Annotated in this window: 13 protein-coding genes and 1 pseudogene; 8 read left to right on the top strand and 6 right to left on the bottom strand. The window is 64.1% G+C overall.

Going from position 1 to position 14,173, the window contains the following annotated elements; all coding sequences use genetic code 11:
• Window positions 1-448 precede the first annotated feature (448 nt).
• Both HAPAU_RS12500 and HAPAU_RS12495 read left to right on the top strand, forming a co-directional pair.
• Window positions 449-1,021 carry a hypothetical protein gene (locus HAPAU_RS12500; protein ID WP_066383270.1) on the top strand — a complete coding sequence of 191 codons (573 nt, stop codon included), beginning with the start codon at window positions 449-451 and terminating at the stop codon, window positions 1,019-1,021.
• 84 nt (window positions 1,022-1,105) lie between these two features.
• A complete protein-coding gene (locus HAPAU_RS12495) occupies window positions 1,106-2,359 on the top strand; it encodes a digeranylgeranylglycerophospholipid reductase (RefSeq protein WP_066383096.1) in 1,254 nt (417 codons plus the stop codon).
• Here the strand turns inward: HAPAU_RS12495 and HAPAU_RS12490 are convergent.
• The 3 genes from HAPAU_RS12490 to HAPAU_RS12480 all read right to left on the bottom strand — a co-directional run bounded on the left by HAPAU_RS12490 (window position 2,356) and on the right by HAPAU_RS12480 (window position 8,202).
• Window positions 2,356-5,433: a nitric-oxide reductase large subunit gene (locus tag HAPAU_RS12490; RefSeq protein WP_084383710.1), complete on the bottom strand. Its 3,078-nt coding sequence runs from the start codon at window positions 5,431-5,433 to the stop codon at window positions 2,356-2,358. The two genes, HAPAU_RS12495 and HAPAU_RS12490, sit on opposite strands and share 4 nt — an antisense overlap.
• Before the next feature lie 151 nt (window positions 5,434-5,584).
• On the bottom strand, window positions 5,585-6,838 hold the full coding sequence (locus HAPAU_RS12485) for a magnesium transporter (protein WP_066383094.1): 1,254 nt from the start codon (window positions 6,836-6,838) through the stop codon (window positions 5,585-5,587).
• A gap of 176 nt (window positions 6,839-7,014) precedes the next feature.
• A complete protein-coding gene (locus HAPAU_RS12480) occupies window positions 7,015-8,202 on the bottom strand; it encodes a copper resistance D family protein (protein ID WP_066383093.1) in 1,188 nt (395 codons plus the stop codon).
• A gap of 755 nt (window positions 8,203-8,957) precedes the next feature.
• Between HAPAU_RS12480 and HAPAU_RS23270 the strand changes: the two are divergent.
• A pseudogene (locus tag HAPAU_RS23270) lies at window positions 8,958-9,020 on the top strand (DUF7563 family protein); the annotation flags it as partial.
• Window positions 9,021-9,146: 126 nt separating this feature from the next.
• Here HAPAU_RS23270 and HAPAU_RS12475 read toward each other — a convergent pair.
• Window positions 9,147-9,575, bottom strand: a complete 429-nt coding sequence (locus HAPAU_RS12475; protein WP_066383090.1) for a universal stress protein — start codon at window positions 9,573-9,575, stop codon at window positions 9,147-9,149.
• Window positions 9,576-9,720: 145 nt separating this feature from the next.
• On the opposite strand from HAPAU_RS12475, the gene HAPAU_RS12470 reads away from it, so the two are divergent.
• The 3 genes from HAPAU_RS12470 to HAPAU_RS12460 all read left to right on the top strand — a co-directional run bounded on the left by HAPAU_RS12470 (window position 9,721) and on the right by HAPAU_RS12460 (window position 10,959).
• Window positions 9,721-10,164 carry a pyridoxamine 5'-phosphate oxidase family protein gene (locus HAPAU_RS12470; protein ID WP_066383086.1) on the top strand — a complete coding sequence of 148 codons (444 nt, stop codon included), beginning with the start codon at window positions 9,721-9,723 and terminating at the stop codon, window positions 10,162-10,164.
• Window positions 10,165-10,298: 134 nt separating this feature from the next.
• Window positions 10,299-10,721, top strand: coding sequence for a universal stress protein (locus HAPAU_RS12465; protein WP_066383084.1), 423 nt, complete (start codon window positions 10,299-10,301; stop codon window positions 10,719-10,721).
• 25 nt (window positions 10,722-10,746) lie between these two features.
• Window positions 10,747-10,959: a hypothetical protein gene (locus HAPAU_RS12460; protein ID WP_066383083.1), complete on the top strand. Its 213-nt coding sequence runs from the start codon at window positions 10,747-10,749 to the stop codon at window positions 10,957-10,959.
• 168 nt (window positions 10,960-11,127) lie between these two features.
• On the opposite strand, the gene HAPAU_RS12455 is transcribed toward HAPAU_RS12460, so the two are convergent.
• Window positions 11,128-11,544: a universal stress protein gene (locus HAPAU_RS12455; RefSeq protein ID WP_066383081.1), complete on the bottom strand. Its 417-nt coding sequence runs from the start codon at window positions 11,542-11,544 to the stop codon at window positions 11,128-11,130.
• Window positions 11,545-11,732: 188 nt separating this feature from the next.
• Between HAPAU_RS12455 and HAPAU_RS12450 the strand changes: the two genes are divergently transcribed.
• Window positions 11,733-12,176 (top strand): pyridoxamine 5'-phosphate oxidase family protein, encoded by a 444-nt coding sequence (locus HAPAU_RS12450; RefSeq protein WP_066383079.1) that lies wholly within the window; start codon window positions 11,733-11,735, stop codon window positions 12,174-12,176.
• 101 nt (window positions 12,177-12,277) lie between these two features.
• Here the strand turns inward: HAPAU_RS12450 and HAPAU_RS12445 are convergent, their stop codons facing one another.
• A complete protein-coding gene (locus HAPAU_RS12445; RefSeq protein ID WP_066383078.1) occupies window positions 12,278-12,682 on the bottom strand; it encodes a helix-turn-helix domain-containing protein in 405 nt (134 codons plus the stop codon).
• Window positions 12,683-13,093: 411 nt separating this feature from the next.
• On the opposite strand from HAPAU_RS12445, the gene HAPAU_RS12440 reads away from it, so the two are divergent.
• On the top strand, window positions 13,094-14,116 hold the full coding sequence (locus HAPAU_RS12440) for an LLM class flavin-dependent oxidoreductase (RefSeq protein WP_066383077.1): 1,023 nt from the start codon (window positions 13,094-13,096) through the stop codon (window positions 14,114-14,116).
• Window positions 14,117-14,173 lie beyond the last annotated feature (57 nt).

The raw sequence follows: 14,173 nt of genomic DNA, 5'->3' as shown, positions 1-14,173 counted from the left end.
TCTACTAAATATTTAGCCGATACTCATTATCCTTTTGAACTATCCGAACGATCACCACGCTGCTCGTCGTTCCCATGCTAAATAGATAGGCATGATCCTTTTGCCGTCTCTCCTCTTGGGTCGGAGTAGGCAGATTCGCTTGGAAGGAGTGGATGAGCTCACTACTTGAAATCAAACCAAGCGAACGCCTGACGGGTGCCTCTGACACACGCCCGTTTCGAACTACGTACGAACGACAGTAGCCACACGATCTGCTTTCTCGCCGTCGTAATCGGGATGATCGCCTGCAACCGGTACGGTATCGTTTCCTCCTAGCGGTCGAGACGACGGTCCACTGGACCCGACCGTCGTCCTCCCCACGCCACGAGTAGCCATCGTATCGACAGTGGATAGACTGTATTTTTTGATCGAAGCGCTTAACGGGAAATCCGGCGTCTACTCGCCCGGGATGCAGACTATCAAGTCGCTTTTTACTGGCATTTTACGGCGTCTTCCGACGCGCCACCGGGACTCGAGAGGGTACGACTCTCCGATCTCGATCGACGAACTCACTGGCGAGTATCTCCTGCTCGAGATCCCCGACACCCTGTCTCCGGACGCCGAGGCGGCCGTGGCGACGCTGCTGACGGAGACCCACCGGAACGGGTTCACCGCCGGACTGACCGATTCGGAGGGCTATCCGTCGCTGTTTCCACCCGGAGCGAGCCTCTTCGACACCGACGGGTCGGGAAGCCGCTTACAGGACGTCGTCTCCGTGCTCGATCGGTTCACACACGTGTTTCATCGACAGGAAACGGACGTGATCGTGCTCAACGCCGCGCGTATCGAGGAGAACATCCGTATCGCCGAGCACGATCCGGGCAGGAGCGGACGGATCGCCCAGCGAAACATCGACGCGCTTGCGGCCTCCTTGGCGGCACTCTCGGGGGATCACGCCCGGTTCGTCGACGGCGACGTCGTCCCGGCGTCGACCCGCGACAGCCATCTCATCACCTTTCAGGAAACCGTCCTCTACCGGTAGGAATCGCGCGCACGTGGGGTCGTCTCCAGCAGCGGGGCCGCGCCGAGTACCAAAATTCATAACAGGTTCCCGTATTGGTTGGTTATGGACGACTCCTTCGACGTCGTGGTTGCCGGTGCCGGCCCCGCGGGTGCACAGTGTGCACGAGACCTCGCTGCACGGCAGTACGACGTCCTCGTCCTCGAGACCGAATCGGAAGAGGAGTTCCCGCGTCAAAGCAACAAATCGACCGGCGGGACGTTTCCCTCGATGCTGGCGGCGTTCGGGATCCCGGACGACGTGGTGATGCACTTCACCGACAGCATCGTGATCGAATCGCCGAACGAACACTTCGTTCAGGAGCAGGCCGGCGGCGTACTGGATTTCGGCGCGTTCAAGACGTACCTCGTCGAGGACGGCATCGAAGCGGGGGCCGAGTACCGCTTCGACGCCCGCGTCTCGAAGCCGATCACCGAGAACGGCGAGGCCGTCGGGGTGCAGTACAACGGCTCCCGGGAGGTCTACGGCGACATCGTCGTGGATGCCACCGGGCCGGCCGCCCCGCTGGCGAAGGCACTCGGCGTGAGCGACCTCAAGCGAGCGAAGCAGGCGATCGGCATCGAGTACGAACTCGAGGGTGTCGATCTCGACGCACCGGGATACGCCGATCTGACCGACGCGATGATGCTCCGGCTCGATCACGAGTACGCACCGGGTGGCTATGCCTGGATCTTCCACACCGGTGAGGACACGGCAAAGGTCGGCCTCTGTTACATCCAAAACGAGAGCTACCAGCGGTACGCCGAAGCCCGCCGAACGGTCGACGGCTACCTCCAACACTGGCTGGACACCGATCCACGCTTCAATGCCGCCGAGCGGATCGAGGGTCGCCAGCATCGGGGTTCCGCACACATCCAGCCCCCCGGCTCCCTGAGCACGGACAACTTCATGGCGATCGGCGATACCGTCCCGACGATCGACCCACTCTGGGGTGAGGGGATCCACAAGGGGATGCGATCAGGACGGGCCGCTGCGATCACCGCCGATCAGTGTCTCATCCCGAGCGAGCGCGATACGTCGGCCGAGGAGGTCTCGCTGTACGACGAGCTCTGGCACACCGAAGTCGCACCGGGACAGGGCGCGCGCCTGTCGATGACGGAACTGCTGTACCTCGCCTCGAACGAGCGCTACGATACCCTGCTTCGGGACCTCGACCGCCTCGATACCGAGACCCTCAGCAGGATCAACGCCGGGAGCAAGGTGGCCATCGCGAAACTCCTCGAGTTCGACGATCTCGAGTTGCTCGCGCAGTTCGCACGACAGCGGTTGCGGGGCTACTACGGGCGACTGACCGACTAGGCCCCCGGGGTTTTCCGGTGGCGTTCCGTCGGGGGCCGTCGCGCGCGATAGAGCTGTCGGACCGCGCCGACGGTAAAGGCGAGCGCGCCGAGGATCATCGGGGTGTCCCCGAGGGTTCGCGCCCACAAGAGCGCCTGAACCCGTGGCCGCTCGTAGAACTCGAGGCTCCGGGCTTCGGCGTAGCCCTCGGTGTAGACCGTTCGGAGCTGTGCGAACCCGACCGGCAGCAGCGACGCGAGGGTCATGACCGCGAGTCCGACGTTCGTCAGCCAGAACGACCCCCGGAACCACGTCGGGTCCCAGGCCTCCTCGGGGGTGACCACGCGCAGGATATAGGTTCCAAGCCCGAGTGCGAGCAGCCCGAACGCGCCGAACGTCGCCGCGTGGGCGTGGGCCACCGTGAGGTAGGTGCCGTGTTCGTAGTAGTTGATCACCGGGAGGTTGACGAAAAAGCCGAGTACCCCGCCGCCGACAAAGTTCCAGACGCTGCTGCCGAGGATGAACAGTAAGGGGATCTCGTAGGGGAATTCCTCGCCCTGAGCGCGCAGCGAGCGGTACTCCCCGAGGCTCCGGTACAGGACGAACACCAGGGGGACGAACTCGAGCGTCGAGAAGGTCGTCCCGAGGGGTACCCAGAAGTCGGGCAGCCCGACCCACCAGTAGTGATGCGAGACGCCGACGATGCCCGCGCCCATGATCGCAAAGACCTCGAAGAGGATCGCCTTCTCGGCGTCGCGTCGCTCTATGAGTTCCATCGAGACCAGCGCGACCGAGATCACGGCGGTGACGAAGAACTCGAAGACGCCCTCGACCCACATGTGGACGACCCACCAGCGCCAGAACTCCGTGACCGCGACGTTCGTCTCGGGGGTATACAGCATGCTCGCTCCGAACAGCAGCGCGATCGAGCCGCCCGCATAGGCGAGGAAGTGCCCGAGCCCGGTCGGCGAGTCGTCCATTCGGCGGACGCTTCGGAGGACCAACCCGGTCCAGCCCGCGAACCCGGCGAGCAACAGGAGCTTCCAGAGCCGACCTACCTCGAGGTATTCGAGCCCCTCGGAGCCGAGCCACCACCAGAGTTCGCCCTCCTCGGGTGTACCGAACGCCCCGCGGATACCCAGCCAGACCCCCGCAAAGGCGCCGACCGTCGCGGTCACGAGCAACCCTAACAACGCGGTCGTCCCCGCGGCCTGCCACGGCGGGTCGTCGTCGCCGAACAGCCCCGGGAGAAAGAGTCCGCCCGCGAGCCAGAGCGTCGTGATCCAGAGCACCGCGAGGTTGACGTGCCAGGTCCGAACCGTCGCGAACGGGAGAAGCGACACGATATCGATCCCGATCGCGTCGCCGATGCCGAAGAAGCCGGTGCGCTCGATGTAGTAGTGGGCCAACAGCGCCCCGGTCAGCGCCTGAACGACGAACAGCGCGCCGGCGACCGGGACGTACCACGCCGCGGCGTACTGTGCCGGCGTAACCGACACCTCGTCGGGCGAGGGCACGTCGATGACGTCGGTCGTCGGTTCGGCGAAGTCGAGGGCGTGGTACGCCCACACGCCGAGGGCCCCGCCACCGACAAGCAACACGAGGCTAATCGTGCTCCAGACCAGCACCTGCCCGGTCGGTCGGTTCCCGACAGCGGGCTCGTAGGGCCAGTCGTTCGTATACGAGTGATCCGCGTTCGGGCGATCGGTGTGGGCCATCCAAGCCGTCCAGAGCGCGAAGTCGGCGACCCGCTCGGCCTGTTCTGCGCTCCCGACGAACCCCTCCGGAATCCCCCGATTGCGGTCACCCTCGTGATAGCGCTCGACGTAGGCCTCGCGGATCCGTCGATGGGCGTCCGCCTCGGCCGCCGAATACCGGAGGATCGGCCCTTCGGGCGCGTCCGTATCGAGGTCCCGTCTGACGCGCTCCTCGATTGCGGCCCGTTCGTCCCCGTCGAGCGCCTCGACGGACTCGATCCCCTGCTTGCGGGCGTAGTACTCGCGCATGAACTCGGCTTTCAAGCGCAGGGCGTCGGCCGTGAGATCGGCATCGAAGTACGCACCGTTTCCAAGGATCGACCCCTGGTTCATCAGGCCGTTCGCTTGAAAGGCCTTCTTGCCGGCCCGCACCTGCTCTGCGGTGGCGAGGACAGTCCCGTCCGGACCGCGGACCTCCTCGGGGATCGGCGGCGCGTGGCGATACGACAGCCACGCCCCCACGCCCATCCCCACGAGGTTTACAACGAACAACACGACCAGCGCGGCCGAACCGGTCGGTTTCGAGCGCAGCGTTTCGAGGTCCAACCCGTCCTCCCGATACTTCCGTACCAGCTCCGAGAGGGCGCGCTCCGGCGAATCGCCTCCATCGTCGAGCGCGCGGCCCAGACACGAGGCCAGTTCGACGAGGCCACGCTCGACGGCCGGGTCGACTCCCTCGCCGTCCACGATGACCGTCATCGCGGCGAGCGCCGCCGCGACGGGCAGCCTGTCCCCCCGATCCGTGTTCGTATCGACCCGGGATCTCCGGAGTAGTTCCGGCAGGTCCTCGACGACCAGTTGCTCGACCCGCTGGGCCGTCTCTATCGCGTCCCGCTCGAGGAGGTCGTTGAGCGAACGGATCGGGTCGTCCTCGTCCGCCCGGAGTCGGGACAGCGCCTCGACGAACTGCCGCTCGGCCGGCCGGTCTCCGTCCGTCCCGGATCGCGCCGAGAGTTCGGCGACGAGACGGTCGAGTGGTCGGGTCGTCCCCCCGTCGGGTCCCGCGACCAGTCGGTTTCTGATCGATTCGAGCGTCCGCTCGTCGAGGCGGGCGTCGTCCAGACCGTATCGGGACAGGAAGCGGTCGAGCACGGGGTCGTCCGGGAGGTCCCAGTCGTCGAACCCGTTCTCGTTCGTGAGGCGGCGGACGCCGTCCTCGATCGCACGGCCTGTTCGTTCGTCGGCGCGGCGGCGGACGCGCGTCGGAAGCCCGGTGAGGGCCTCTGTCCCTGCACTGAGACGATCCTTCAGACGGGACGCCGCGTCCCGATCCAGTGGCGGCAGCCGTCTTCTCGCCTCGCGGGGGAGTCGTTCGGAGAGCGTTCTCGTGATTGTCATGGTAATCGTTCCCTAGTGACTATCGTCAGCTATTGTCATCGGACCAAGAGTACGTAAGCGTGTGGGTGGCGGTATCCCGGTACAGGGAACGGATACGGTGGATCGGATCCGACGGCGCACGGTCGGACGCGTCGCCGGCTAACGACCCGACTCAGATCCCGAGGACGGTCCGGGCCAGGCCGAGGAAGACGAAGAACCCGAGCACGTCCGTCGCAGTCGTGATGAAGATCGTCGCCGACGTCGCCGGATCGATCTCGAGACGGTCGAGCACGAGCGGGATGGCCGTCCCGAAGAAGCCGGCGATGACGAGGTTCAACACCATCGAAACGCCGAGGACGACGCCCAAGAGCGGGCTCTGGTTGAACACCGCCGCGATGACCGCGACGATCACGCCGGTGATCGCTCCGTTGGCGCCGCCGGCGAGGATCTCGTTGAAGACGGCACGGCCGCCGGTCGACAGCGAGACCTGCCCGAACGCGAGTCCCCGGACAGTGACCGCCATCGACTGGGTCCCCGCGTTCCCGCCCATCCCGGCGACGACCGGCATGTAGACCGCAAGCAGCGTGAACGCCGCGATCGTGTCCTCGAACAGCCCCACGACGGCGGCGGCAAGAAAGGCGGTCCCGAGGTTGACGATCAGCCACTTGTACCGGTTTCGGATCTTCGCCAGCGGGCCGTCGAGGATGCTCTCCTCCTCGACGACGCCCGTGAACTCGTAGAGGGTGTTGCTCGCTTCCTCCTCGACGAGTCGAAGGAGGTCCTCGGCGTAGATGACGCCGAGGATCGTCTCGTCCTCGTCCAGCACCGCGACGGTGCTCTCGGGGTTCGCTCGGAACACCTCGAGGACCTCCTCTTGCTCACTGTCGAAACCGACGGTCGGCGTCTCGTGAAGGTAGTCGGTGATCGCTTCGGAATCGGCGTTGGCCATCGCCAGTGCCTGTCCGGGCAACTCGCCCAACAGCGTGCCGTCGCGGGTGACGAAGATCCTCGGGAAGCGACCGGTTCGATTCTCGTAGCGCCTGACACGCGCCGTCACGTCACGGAAGCTCCGCGCGCTCTCGACGGTGACGTAGTCGAGGTGCATCATCCCAGCGGCGCTCTCGGGACTGAACTCGAGGAGGAACTCGATTTTCGTCCGCCGGTCGTCGTCGAGTCGGCGGAGGATCGCCTCTTGGGTCTTCTCGGTCGCGAACCCGAGCACGTCGGTCGCCTCGTCGGGGTCGAGACGGCGAACGAACCGGTAGAGTTGGTGCCGGTCCATGTCCTCGACGACGGCCTGTTGGATCGATTCGGGAAACTGAAAGAACACCTCGCGCTGGTGTGCCCACGGGAGGGTCCGGAACTCCTCGCCCGGCGACGGTGATACCGCTATCGACTGCTGGATGTCCGCCGAACGCTCCGTCATGGGCTATCCGGTCGCCGTATCGACTAAGGCCTTGCTAATCGGGACGACACGGCTCCCGTCCCCGTGCGACGCACCCCCGACGGATTCGCATCCGTCCGACCGCCGAGCCGCCGATTCCACCAAATACGCCTACCCGGCGCGTTCTCGCCCTTTCGGACCGGGCTCGATACGGGCGATCAGTCGTTGCTTAGTTCGACCTCCTCGCGTGGCTGGGAGTCGGGCTGCTCCTTGCGTTCCTTCCGGTGGACGCCGAACTGGCCCACTTCGTACCCGAGCGTGAGTGCTCCGGCGAGGGCGACGCTGATCGCGCCGAGTTCGAGGAGGGTCCCGAACTCGGTGAGCGGGACCCCCTGAACGACCTCGCTCGACGCCGCCACCGCGGGTTCGAGCAGTTCGTACGACGGCGTGACGGCGGTCGTGAGCGCGACCGACAGCCCGACCGCCAGCATCAGGATCGTCAGTTCGATCCGGATCGAACGGGTGACGGTCGAGACGGCGTCGGAGGCCGCTATCCGCGGTCTGACACCCGTCAGCATCCCCGGGAGGGCCGCGACCCCCTTCGACTCGCCAACCGAATAGGCGATCTCGTCGTGGAGGACGACCCGGTTGAACCCGCCGATTGCGGCCGCGACGGTGACAAGTCCGACTTTCAGCGAGAGGAGGATGCCGTACTTGGTCGTCACGAGCGCGGAGAGCGCCGGAACGTGCCACGCCGAGATGACGACGCCAGTCGTCACGGCGATCGTGACACCGGCGACGGCGATGAGCGAGAACCGGCGGACGGTCGAGAGCACGAACTCCGCCAGATCGGTTTCGGGCTCACGCGGCACGAGCGACGGGAGCACGGCGAGGACGGCGAGGCCGCCGACCCACAGCGCTCCACCTCCCATGTGTGCGAACTTCACGAGGATGGCCACGGCGGGGTTTTCGATGGCCGTCGAGAAGCGAGTCCAGCAGAACGCGACCAGCATCACGAGCGCACCGACCGAGACGGTCCCGAGCCAAAACCGTCGCGAGACCCGCTCGGAGAACGCCCGATGACCCGCCGTCACCGCCCCCGAGACTATCGCGGCGGCGATGAACACCGTCCACGCCCCTCCCGCCGCGGTCGACCCCATCCATGTGAGGAACGTCCCGACTTCGGACGCCCGTGCGTTCCCGACTGCCAGCGCGCTCGCGGCGAGGCCCGCTCCGATGAGTGTCGCGGTGATAATGGAGAGGGAAACGTGGCGCGCTCGCGTCGTATCGAGACCGCGACGCTCGAGTTCGGGAAAGACGACGAACGAGAGGGTCGGTGGCACACCGACGAGCAGTATCAACGCCGTGACCAAGACGCCTCGGAACAGCGGGTTCCAGGGCTCCATCGTCACTCACACCTCCGATCCATTCCGCCATCGTCCAGCGACAGGCGGTTTCGATACGAAGCCACCACTGTCGGCCTCCCGATAGGACGGGCCGATGCCGGCTGCCGTGTGCGTAGGCACCGAGTCGTCGCTTCGAACCCCGTCGCCGTGACCAATAGCCACGGTGATATGTCGGGATCCGGAACCGATCCCCGACAGAGTCGGTCGGATGGTTGCATCAGTACTGCGCTCATGGTCAACTCAATGCCAATCAGCGGTCGCATTAACGGTTGTGATGGCTTTTTCCGGCCAATAACTGGCTCCAATTCCGACCGGTATCGGAGCGCGAGACGACATATGGGAAAATCGATACTACTGGATAGATATAACAGTTATAAAACAACTAGTAGTCTAGAATATATATTATAGTAGTAAAGATAAGAATACTATATAATTCTATTCGGAAAATACTCATTTAATTCCTGATATTTTCTTGAACGGCTGTGAGCGGCCACGATCGACTGTCTCGAGGGGTAGAGTCGTTATACTATTCGTACTATATATTTGTATTCGTACATAACGGCCGAAGGCGTCTGTTCCAGTAGAAATATTTTCATAATATATCTATAGTCATCTCCCAGAAATGACTGATCAGAGAGATGATCGACTAGCGGAACGTGCCATGACCGACCGATCCTCTCGTCGGTCGACTCGTGTTCGTTCCTGATAGCTGTAATCTCCCCAAAATTAATAACCCACCGACAGGACGTAGCGGTATGTCCCAGTGTAACGAGTGTGGGAATCACGTCACGGCGGATTTCCACCGCGTGTTCGCCGACAACGAGGGGGGTCCTCTACGGGTGTCCGGAGTGTATGAGCATGACCGATATCAAAAACGGGAGTGCCGCCGGTCTCTGATCGGTCGACGGGTCCGGATCGAACCCCGAGCCGATACTATTCACTCCTCAGCGCTCGGGCTCACCGACGATCAACACCGGCAGGCCCGATCGGACGACGGCTTCGGTCGTACTCCCGAGGAGGATCGTCTTGAACGCCGATTTCCCCTTCGCGCCCATGACGACGAGGTCGATCCCGTTCTCGTCGCTGTAGGCAGTGATCACCTCCGCGGGCACCCCTGATTCGATCGAGGAAACGACCGTCCCGACTCCTCTCGCATCGGCCTCGATGGCGTCGAGTGCCTCCTCACCCTCCTCGCGCAGGCGCCGGTGGACGATCTCGGGTTCGACGATCGCGTTGTCGTAGGCGGTCCGCGTCTCGATGACGTAGAGACAGTGGAGTTCCGCCCCGTACCGACGGGCGAGGTCGACCGCGTGCTCGGCCGCCCGCTCGGCGTCCGCGCTCCCGTCGGTCGCGACGAGGATCCGGTCGTACATCGGCCGACTATCGGTTCCACGGGACGAAATAACTATACAGTTCCCGTCCAGTTCGGCGGTCTCCCGATGCCGTGGGCGCACCACTCCATCGTCATGCTCCCGGACCAGCCGCTGTTTTTTACCCGTCACACGCCGTAGGAGGGGTATGGCAGACACCAGCGTCGAGATGGACGCCGAGACGCGCGACGAACTCCTCGGGCGCGGTGGCATCGGCGTCATCTCGCTTTCGACACCCGATAAGGAGAGCCCACACTCGATACCGGTCTCGTACGGCTACGACGCGACCGAAACGACCCTCTATTTCCGCCTCGCCGTCGGGGCCGACAGCGGGAAGGGCGAGTTGAACGGGCGTGACGTCTCGTTCGTGACCTACGACCGAGCGGACGGGTGGCGGAGCGTCGTCGCGAACGGTCGATTGGAGGACGTAGACGAGGAGTCGATCGCGACCGAGACCCTCGAGGGGCTCGATCGGGTCGATATCCCCCTCGTCGATATGTTCGACGAACCCACGAGGACGGTCTCGTTCGAGTTCTTCCGGCTCGTCCCCGAGGAGATCAGCGGACGAAAGGAGGCCGATATCAGGGAATAACGCCAGCCGGCTCGAACCGTCGTCCCGATCAGTCCGCGTCAGGGCCCGTTCACGCCGATCCCGAGACCGTCGGGTCAGAACCGGGTCCTATTGGATGAATAACTATTTCGTCGTGGGTGGCTACTAGGTAGCGTATGCTACAACACGTCCTCGTGCCGGTCGATCACTCGACTCAGGCTCGCAAAGCGCTGGCGTTCGCACTCGACGAGTACCCCGAAGCGGAGATCACTGTTCTGCACGTGATCAGTCCGACGGCGGTCGTCGCCGTCTCCGATCCCGCCGTTTGGGACGATCGCTTGCTCGAACGCAAGCAAGAGGAGGCTGAGGAGTTGCTCACCGAGATGCAGGATGAGGCGAAAGACCGGGGCGTGGACGTACGGACGGAGCTCGTCTACGGACGGACGCCACAGTCGATCATCGAGTACGCGGGGGAATCCGACGCCGATGGGATCGTGATCGGCAGCCACGGGCGAACCGGTTTCTCGCGGGTGGTGCTCGGAAGTGTTGCCGAAACCGTCGTCCGCCGCTCGCCGGTACCCGTGACCGTCGTTCGCTGATCGTCTCCGAAACGAAGGGAAAGGGATGAACGAGACAGCACGCACTGAGACGGACGCGCTCAACTGGGTGTTTCCGTTTTTGACCCTTCTACTCGCGGGTATCAACCCGTATCTCGGCGTGTTCGCGCCGTTCGTGCCCGTCGACCGCGCGATCCAGTTCATCGCGCTGGCCCTGCTGGTCGGTCCGGTCCTCTATTTCACTCCTTACTGGCGACCCATCCCTACCTCCTCGGGGTAGAGTTCGCGGCCTATCTCGGCGCGATTTGGTTCTTCGGCGGCATGGAGTACTTCCGCCTGGGCGTCCTGACGGGCGTCACGGCGACGGGGTCGCCGTCTTGGGGCTGTATCTCTTCTTCGGTGAGGAGACCGGTGGCGCCGCGGCATAAGAGAGCGCTCGTCGCCGACATCAGACCGGGAAGACCGGGACGCTGGCCGTGCGAAAGACGCGATCGGTGACGCTGCCGATGTGGGGCGGCGAGACGTCCCCGCGTCCTCGTTTCCCCATCACGATCAGGTCGTCGTGCTCGTCGGCGAATTCGACGATCCGTTCGTGTGGAAGGCCACGAACGACGTGTGTGGCGACCTCGACGCCGGCCTCGGCGGCGCGCTCGGCGACGAGGTCCATCGCCGTCTCGCCGTCGGCTTCGAGTTTCTCGAAGATCGCTTCCGTACTCGACAGCGCAGGGGTATTGTACAGTCGCTCGTCGATGACGTACAGCGTATCGACCACCGCGTCGTATCGGGACGCGAGCTCGATCCCGTGCTCGACACCCTTTTCGGCCGCGTTGCTTCCGTCGGTTGGAATCAGGATTCTGTCGTACATCTCCTTCACACGGGACTAGTTGGCTCCCAGCACCCGTATAGCCCTGCGTCCGTTCCCATTCTCTGGAACCGGTACCTCGGGCCAGCGGGGCTGTGTTCGGTCGGCCCGTCCCCCGAGGATCGGGCCGATCCGACGACAGAAGGTATCATCGGAGTAACTGATTTCCCATAGTGGGGCATACGACCCCTATGGGAGACCTCCGCTGGGTCCAGATGACCGATGGAGAGATCGATGGGTTCCTCGGGGACGGGGGAACCGGCGTGATATCGTTCTCGACCGAGGGGGACGAGCCGCCGTTTTCGATCCCCGTCTCGTACGGGTACGACGAGGGGACCTCGCACTTCTACTACGAGCTGTCCATGCTGCCCGACAGCAAGAAGGTCGAAGCGATCGAACGGCCCGTGAGCTTCGTCGTCCACGGCGATACCGAGACGGGCTGGAAGAGCGTCGTGGCGACCGGCGAACTCGAGCGGGTGACTGACTTCCCGTACGAATCGACCGCAGTCCAGGGGATGTGGGCGGTAGACATCCCCCGGGTGGACATCTTCGATCGGCCGCCCGAAGACGTGACCTTCCGAACGTTTCGACTGGTTCCGGCGAGCGTCACGGGCCGAAAGGAAATCGGCCCGTAACGAGGGCACCGAAGCTCCGCGTCCGTCATGACCCCCGCGTCACACGAGAAACGATCCGACGACTGAGTGGAGCGGTACCCCGGTGAACCGACACGAACGGGTCAGCCTTCGAGTGGCGGTGATCGACCGGACTCGACGGCGTATTTTTCGCTGAATTCGCCGATGAGTTGGCCCATCTTCGCGTACCAGTCGTTGAGCATCCGCTGCATCTCCTGGGCGATCTCCTCGGCGTCCCGCGGCCGATAGACGTGATAATAGCCGCCCTGCTCGTAGTTGATCTGCTCTTTCTGGATGAACCCGACCTGCAGCAAGCGCTGAACGGATCGATAGGCCGTCGATCGCTCGCGATCGATTCGGTCCGCGATCTCGTCGACCGTGAGCGAGTCCTCGGTCTCGTTCAACATCCGAAAGACGTTCTTGTCGATTTCCTTGAGATCGTGGAAACACTCCAGTAGCCCCTCACACTGCATGTCCTGGCGGAGCATTTCACTCATCGAGTTAGCCATTAGTTACCAATATTATGTGATGGAGACTCAAAACTGTTTGCATAGTATGTACAATACTGTCTTACCGACGGTGAAAACCGGTGGACACCGCGATCCGGTTCCGTCACAACCGAACGCACGGATCGTACCGACTGGGCCGACCGGCGTTCGAGACAGATCGCCCCGTACCTCTCTCTCGGAGTGATGCTTCACTGGCACACCGAAACCGGCGGACGGTCATTCCGGTCGTGTGACCGGGCATGTGGACGGCCTCGATTTTCACCTCCCGCCCGCGGCGGTCGTTCGGGACACGGCCGAGTCGGACATCAACTGCTGGTCTAACCCGGAGACCCCTTCGAGGGATCGAACCGGACAGAGTCAAGTACGGCCACCCCCGAGACGGTCACGACGCGCTTCTCGTTGTGATTCCCTATGAACGTTTCAATCGTCGACATCGCACCCGTCCGGAACGGAGCGACGGCAACGGACGCCTACGAGGACACCGTCGACCTCGCTCGGGCGGCCGAACGCCTCGGCTATTCGCGGTTCTGGGTTGCCGAACACCACGGGCTCGCCGACTCGATCGCGAGCACGACCCCAGAAACCCTGATCGCCCACCTCGCCGCGAAGACCTCTGAGATCCGCGTCGGCTCGGGAACGGTCCTCCTCAACCACTACAGCCCGTTCAAGGTGGCCGAGACGTTCGCCTCGCTCGACGGGCTCGCGCCCGGACGGATCGATCTCGGTCTCGGGCGCGCGACGGGAATGCCGGCCGCCGACCGCGCGCTCCGGTCCGGCGTCGCCCGCCGTCCGAGTGATGATCACGCCGCGAAGATCGAGGAGACGGCCAGACACCTCCACGGCGCGTTTCCGGACGACCACCCTTACAGCGGGATCCGAATCCCCCGCTCCCCGGACGGGATCCCCGAGGTGTGGGTGCTCGGCTCCAGTCCGTCGAGCGCCGCCATCGCCGGCGACCTCGGGCTTCCCTACGCCTTCGCGGCGTTCATCAGGCCGACGTTGGCCGAAGAGGCCTTCGACACCTACCGCGAGCGGTTTCGCGCCTCCGAATTCGAAACCGGATTGGACGCCCCACACGGCATGCTCGCGCTCAACGTCGCCTGCGCGGAGACCGATCACGAGGCGGCGCGCCTCCGGGCCTCCTCGGAGGCCGCCTATCGGCGCATGGCACAGGGGGCCTTCGGGACGCCGCCGACCGTCGAGGAAGCCATCGACGAACTCGGCGGCGTCCCTGATCCGACACCGGCGTCGCTGGCGGTCGACGAGTGGCCACGCGCCATCTCCGGGAGCCCCTCGACGGTCGAGACGCTCCTCGAGGGGATGACCGACCGGGTCGGCGCCGACGAGGTCATCGTCCAGAACCTCATCGAGGACCCCGAAGACAGGATCCGATCGCACGAGCTGATCGCCGAGGCCATCGGCCTCCCCGACTGACGTCTCGGACCTCGTTCGGGAGACACAACACCTATTAGCGGCCGTGCATAATATTGT

Origin of the sequence: Halalkalicoccus paucihalophilus, from assembly GCF_001593955.1 — an archaeon.
GTDB classification, from domain to species: domain Archaea; phylum Halobacteriota; class Halobacteria; order Halobacteriales; family Halalkalicoccaceae; genus Halalkalicoccus; species Halalkalicoccus paucihalophilus.
The sequence above is the reverse complement of the archived record's forward strand: the minus strand, read 5'-3'. Positions and strand labels throughout refer to the sequence as shown.